Annotated in this window: 4 protein-coding genes; 2 read left to right on the top strand and 2 right to left on the bottom strand. The window is 73.9% G+C overall.

Features of this window, described 5'->3' with window-relative positions; translation table 11 throughout:
* Positions 1 to 96: 96 nt before the first annotated feature.
* A complete protein-coding gene (locus ACJOT3_RS31130) occupies positions 97 to 1,344 on the bottom strand; it encodes a type III PLP-dependent enzyme domain-containing protein (protein WP_406976706.1) in 1,248 nt (415 codons plus the stop codon).
* 43 nt (positions 1,345 to 1,387) lie between these two features.
* On the bottom strand, positions 1,388 to 2,404 hold the full coding sequence (locus ACJOT3_RS31125; protein ID WP_406976705.1) for a glycerophosphodiester phosphodiesterase: 1,017 nt from the start codon (positions 2,402 to 2,404) through the stop codon (positions 1,388 to 1,390).
* 256 nt (positions 2,405 to 2,660) lie between these two features.
* On the opposite strand from ACJOT3_RS31125, the gene ACJOT3_RS31120 reads away from it, so the two are divergent.
* Both ACJOT3_RS31120 and ACJOT3_RS31115 read left to right on the top strand, forming a co-directional pair.
* Entirely contained in the window at positions 2,661 to 4,145 is a 1,485-nt protein-coding gene (locus tag ACJOT3_RS31120) for a hypothetical protein (RefSeq protein WP_406976704.1), read from the top strand.
* 235 nt (positions 4,146 to 4,380) lie between these two features.
* A complete protein-coding gene (locus ACJOT3_RS31115) occupies positions 4,381 to 6,138 on the top strand; it encodes a gamma-glutamyltransferase family protein (protein ID WP_406976703.1) in 1,758 nt (585 codons plus the stop codon).
* The last annotated feature ends 253 nt before the right edge of the window (positions 6,139 to 6,391 follow it).

Below are 6,391 nucleotides of genomic sequence, written 5' to 3'. Positions count from 1 at the left end.
CGGGCGGGCACCACGGCGGGTACGGCGGCGGCACCGGCCGACCCGGATGACCGGCCTCCCGCCCATGGGAGCGGGCGGGGACGGCCTGCCGTTCGCTCAGAAGTAGGTGGCGACGACGTCGACGACCGTGTCGGCGTCGTCGACCACCGGGATGCTCCGCCACCGGTCGAAGGTGGTGCACGGGTGCGAGATCCCGAAGGACATCAGGTCGCCGGGGCGCACCCCCAGCTCCGGCGGGACGTCCAGGTAGGCGTGCTGGTCGTCGAACTTGCGCACCGCCACGCCGTCCGCCGCGGCGGTGGTGCCGTCGGCCCGGCGCAGCACCCGCGCGACCGGCAGGTCCTGGTCGTACCCGGCGTCGCGGCGGCCCATCCCGGCGATCGCCAGCCCCTCCTCGGGCGCGGACACGATCCGGGCCCACACCTCCAGGGCGCCGGTGAGCGCGTCCCCGCCCTCGGGCAGCCGGTTGTAGGGGGTGACGCGGCGGTACAGCCCGTCGTCGTGGCTGATGTAGGCGCCGCTGCGCAGGATCGGCACCACGTCCTGGGCACCGCCGAACTCCTCCGCCACCAGGTCGAACCAGGCGCTGCCGCCCACCGTGGCGACCGGCGGCCCGGCCTCCCCGCGCGGGGAGGCGGCGGCCAGCGCCGCGGCGTCGGCGTGCAGCTCGCGCAGGAAGCCGCGGACCCCGTCGGCGTCGGGCAGCGGCCCCTCGTACCCGGCCACCCCGGCGACCGGGCGGCCGGTGACCGCCTCGGCGGCGCGGGCCAGCTCCAGGATCTCCTCGCGGGTACGCGCGCCGGTGCGCCCGCCCGGGACGCCGCGTTCGATCAGCACGCCGGGCGGCCGGTCGCCCGCGGCGCCCTTGAGGCCCTCGGCCAGGGCCGCGACCCCCTCGGCGGAGTCGATGTAGAACAGGAACTCGAAGCCGGGGTCGGCGGCGCCCTCGTCCGCGGCCCAGCGGATCACCGCGGGTTCGAGCAGCTCGTTGGCGAGCAGGACCCGCCGCACCCCGAACCGGCGCACCGCCAGCGCCTGGTTGGCGGTGGCGACGGTGATGCCCCAGGCACCCGCCGCCAGCTGGCGCTCCAGCAGCGCGGGCGCCATCGACGTCTTGCCGTGCGGGGCGAACAGCAGCCCGTGGCGGCGGGTGAAGTCGGCCAGCGCGGCGGTGTTACGGGCGAGCGCGGACTCGCGCAGCACCAGCAGCGGCCACGTGAACGGCCCGTCGAACAGCCGGTCCCGGCGGGCGGCGAAGTCGGCGGCGGCGACCGGCTCGCCCGGCCACCACACGCCCTTCGTCCGCCAGTCGACGAGTTCTGCGCTGCCGGACCGGTCGCTCACGTGGTTCCGCCTCCTGTTTGTGGGTCTCCCCGCAATCTAGCGGTCAGTGGAGAACCGGCACCAGGGGGACGTAGGCCGGGGGTCCGGGCACCGGCGGCACCGCGACCTGGCCCGGGCCCTCCTCGGCGGCGGCGTTCTCGCCGAGGAAGTCGCGGATGGCGCGCTGCCCGGCGTCGGGGTAGTCGGTGATGAACCCGTCCACCCCCATGCGCAGCACGGCGTCCATCCCGGCCCGTGTGTTGACCGTGTACGGCATGGTCTCGAACCCGTGCTCGTGGAGCAGCTCCACGTAGGCGGCGTTGATGGCGGTGTGGTTGGGGTTGACCATGTGCGCCCAGCCGAACTCCCCCAGCCGGGCCTCGGGGACCCGCCCGAGCAGGGCGTGCGGGACCGAGGGCAGCATCCGCTTGGAGGAGCGGGTGACCTCCCAGTCGAAGCTCTGCACGACCAGGCGGCGCGGCTCCCACGGGGGGTTGTGCTCCAGCCAGCCCGGGCGCTTGTGCAGCTCGGCGACGATCTCCTTCTCGATCCCGGGGTAGCGGGCGGGTTCCTTGATCTCCAGGAACAGGTTGAGGTCGAGCTCGCTCAGGCGGTCCAGGGCCTCGCCCAGGGTGGGCACGCGCTCGCCCGCGAAGCCGGCGGAGAACCAGGACCCGGCGTCGAGCCTGCGCACCTCGGCCAGGGTGTAGTCGGCGACCAGGTGGGAGCTGCGGTTCGGGAAGACCTCTTCGACGTTCGTGGTGCGGGTGAGGGTGACGTCGTGCAGCAGGACGAGCGCGCCGTCCCTGGTCCGCTGGACGTCGATCTCGACGGTCTGCGCGCCGAAGCGCCGTGCGGCGTCGAGTCCGGCGAGCGTGTTCTCGGGGGCGTGCCCGGCGGCTCCCCGGTGGGAGACGGCGATGATCGGGCGCTGGGGGGCGGCGTGCTGCACGATGACGGGCTTCTCCGTGGTGGTGCCCAGCGGGTCGAGCCCGGGGGCGTGGGCCGCGGACGCGGCGATGGGGGTGCTGACGGCGAGGACGAGTGAGACGACTCCGACGACGATGCCGATGCGTTGCACCGGACCTCCCAGGTACGCGTGGACGGACGTATCGGTGGGTTCCTCGACACCGAAGGATGAACGCTTTCGGTGACCGCCCGGTGACGGGCTGCGGAGCGCACGGGAACGGCGCGCGGTCATGTTGTCCGCCTCCCACCGATTGTCACATTATGCATTCGCTTGATCACTTCATGTTACATTTTTGGCCTTCGAGACCCTCGATAATTACGCAGAGCCCTGCAACCATCACTATTAGTAGTCGATGGGAAGGAACACTATGCGCAAGCACCGCACCAGGTGGGTCGCGATTCTCGGCGTCGCGGCCCTGGCCGCCGCGGGTCCGGTCGGACTCGCCGGGTCCGCCCTCGCCGACGAGGAGGACGCGCGGGCGCTCAGCTGGCCGGTCGTCCGCCAGGGCCAGTCCTCGTACAGCCTCGACGGGTACGAGATCGGGTACCTGCCCCCCGGTCTGGAGAGGTACGGCATCAACGCCTCCTCCACCACCGACCGCCAGGGCGGGCGCCAGTCGCAGCTCTCCTGGGTGCAGGGGCCCGACCAGCTCTACGGCCGGGTGTCCGTGATCCGGTCCGAGGCCATCCAGGACCTCGACGACCTGCGCGCGAGCCGGTACAGCCACATCCCCGACCGGGAGCTCGAACTCGTCGAGGGCGACGCCGCCTTCACGGAGGGGGCCTACCTGTCCGAGGAGACCGGCGACCTCTTCTGGCTGGAGAGACCCGGCGTCGCCGTGGCCGCCCACCTGCAACCGGAGCGGTGGGAGGTCAAGGAGCTGCGCCGGATGGCCGAGGAGGTCACGGAGGAGTCCGCGGCCGCCCAGAAGCCCGCCGAGGAGGCCGCGGAGGAGGTCACCGAGGAGCAGGCCGAGGAGGCCGAGGCGACCCCGGAGCCGGAGGAGGTGGTCGACGAGGTCGGGAACGAGCTCCCCGAGACCCCGGTCGACCCGGCTCCCGAGCTGCCGGAGACCCCGGAGGTCCCCGAGACCCCCGAGGTCCCGGTGGAGACGCCGGAGGTTCCCGAGGCGCCGGTCGAGGCGCCCGAGGCACCGGTGGACGAGCTGCCCTCGGTCCCGGAGACCCCGGACACCCCGGCGGTCCCCGAGGTCCCCGAGGGTCCGGCCGAGACGCCGGAGGTTCCGGCCGAGACGCCCGAGGTCCCCGTGGAGACTCCCGAGGTGCCCGCCGAGACCCCCGAGGTCCCGGTCGAGACCCCGGAGGTTCCCGAGGCGCCCGTCGAGACGCCCGAGGTCCCGGTCGAGGTCCCCGAGACCCCGGTCGACGACGCCGTCACCCTGCCGGGCCCGGGCTCGCGCGAGGTCAAGGACTGCCTGCTGGACCGGTTCGTGGACTTCGAGGCCGGTGAGGCCGACCTGGACGAGTCCCAGCTCACCCCGGACAGCGGCGAGTTCGTCGAGCAGGCCCTGGGCAAGGAGGACCTGGACGACACCGAGCGCGACCGCCTCCTGGCCACCGTCTGGTACTACGGCGAGGAGGGCGACAAGACCACCGCCGTCGACACCTGCGCCCAGGAGAACGACCTGGAGCGCGCCCAGGTCGAGGAGGTCCTCACCGAGATCGCGGACCTCATCGCCGAGCTGGTCGCCGAGGCCGAGGCGGCCGCGGCCCAGGCCGAGAAGGTCGGCACCGACGCGGAGGCGGTCGTCTCCGAGCTCGACACCATCGGTGACGAGGAGTGGCGCGAGCTGTGGGACTCCCTGCCGTGGAGCGTCCCGGCCCAGCCGTAGGTACCAGCAGTAGGTATCCGGCCGTGAGTCAACACCGATGACCGACGCCGGGGGCCCGCGGGCCCCCGGCGTTCGCATGTCCGCCCCCGCCTCCCCCGGCGCCACCCCTCCGCCCATCCCATGACCCCTCCCCCCACCCTCGGGGCGTGCTGTAGCGTCACCGTGCGCGGCCCGGCATCCCGTCCCGCGCGCGGCGTGCTCCCCACCACCTCTGCCACCCCTGGAGGCCCCTCCCATGGCCCGATTCACCACCCGTCCCCAACTCAGAGGCGACTTCGGCATGGTCGCGTCCACGCACTGGCTGGCCAGCGCCGCCGGCATGTCGGTCCTCGAACGCGGCGGCAACGCCTTCGACGCCGCGGTCGCCGCGGGCTTCACCCTCCAGGTCGTCGAGCCGCACCTCAACGGCCCCGGCGGCGAGGTCCCGGCGGTCTTCCAGGCCGCGGGCGGGCCGGTGCGGGTCCTGTGCGGGCAGGGGGTGGCGCCCGCCGCCGCCACGATCGAGGCGTTCGCCGGGATGGACCGCATCCCCGGCAGCGGGGTGCTGGCCGCCGCCGTGCCGGGCTCCTTCGACGCGTGGATGCTGCTGCTGCGCGACCACGGGACCATGACCGTGCGCGAGGTCCTGGACCACGCCGTCGGCCTGGCCGAACGCGGCTACCCCGTGCTGGACCGGATCTCCGCGGCGATCGCCGCTCTGGAGCCCGTGTTCACCCGCCACTGGACCGGCTCCGCCGCGGTCTACCTGCCGCACGGCCGGGTGCCCGCCGCCGGGACCCGGCTGCGCAACCCCGCCCTGGCCGCGACCTACCGGCGGATCATCGCCGAGGCCGAGGCGGCCGGCGGCGGCCGCGAGGCGCAGATCGAGGCGGCCCGCCGCAGCTGGTCGCAGGGGTTCGTGGCCGAGGCCGTGGCCGCGTTCCTGGCCGTCCCGGTGCCCTCCTCCACCGGCGAGCCGCAGCGCGGGCTGCTCACCTCCCAGGACATGGCCGACTGGAGCGCCACCTACGAGGACCCGGCGAGCGTCTCCTACGGCGCGCACACCGTCCACAAGACCGGCCCCTGGGGCCAGGGGCCCGCCATGCTCCAGCAGCTGCGGCTGGCCGAGGCGCTGGGCACCCGCGGCGAGGGCGCCGACTTCGTGCACCGGGTGACCGAGGCGGCCAAGCTGGCCTTCGCCGACCGCGAGGCCTGGTACGGCGACCCCGACTTCACCGACGTCCCGCTCAAGGATCTGCTGTCCGCCGAGTACGCCGCCGAGCGCGCGGCCCTGGTGGACGACGCCCGCGCGTCCCTGGACCAGCGCCCCGGGAAGGTGGCCGGGCGCACGCCGTTCACCCCGCCGGTGTACCTGGCGCAGGAGACCCCGGTGGACCGCACCGTCGGCGAGCCCACCGTGCAGCGCGGCGACACCTGCCACGTGGACGTGGTCGACTCCCACGGCAACATGGTGTCGGCGACGCCCAGCGGCGGCTGGCTCACCAGCTCCCCGGTGATCCCGGCGCTGGGCTTCCCGCTGGGCACCCGGACCCAGATGTTCTGGCTCGACCCGGAGTCCCCCAACGCCCTGGCCCCGGGCCGGCGGCCGCGCACCACGCTGTCCCCGACCCTGGTCACCCGGGAGGACGGGCAGGCGGTGCTGGCGATCGGCACCCCGGGCGGCGACCAGCAGGACCAGTGGACCTTCACGGCGCTGCTGCGCATCCTCAACGGGGTGGAGGACCTCCAGGAGGCGCTGGACGCCCCGATGTTCCACACCAACGCGTTCCCCAGCTCGTTCCACCCCCGGGAGACCGTCCCGGGCGACCTGGTCGTGGAGCCGGGCCTGGGCGAGGACGTCATCGCCGAGCTGCGCCGGCGCGGGCACCGGGTGCAGGTGTCCGAGCCGTGGTCGCTGGGGCGGCTGGCGGCCGTGGCCCGCGACCCGGAGACCGGGGAGCTGCGCGCGGCCGCCGACGCGCGGGGCTCCCAGGGGTACGCGGCCGGACGCTGAGACGAACGGTAACGGAACGGACATCTGGATCACCGTTTTGCACGTTAAGCCGGGATTGGGACCACTTGCCTGCCTTGATCGTGCCTCTTGCCAAATCGCCCGCTCGCTGCTTATGTAGTCCTTGTGCGACGGAACGCCGTCGTCACACTCCAGGACCATCCCGACAGGGTCGGCACGCTGTCTCCCCCTCCCTCAGCGGCTCCCTGTCAACCCCCTCCTGAACCGAGGCCTGCCTTCCCCTCCCGGCCGGGTC

Origin of the sequence: Nocardiopsis protaetiae (assembly GCF_045446735.1) — a bacterium.
In the GTDB taxonomy this organism is placed as follows: Bacteria; Actinomycetota; Actinomycetes; order Streptosporangiales; family Streptosporangiaceae; genus Nocardiopsis; species Nocardiopsis protaetiae.
Note: the sequence above shows the minus strand (reverse complement) of the source record. Positions and strands in the feature narration are given on the sequence as shown.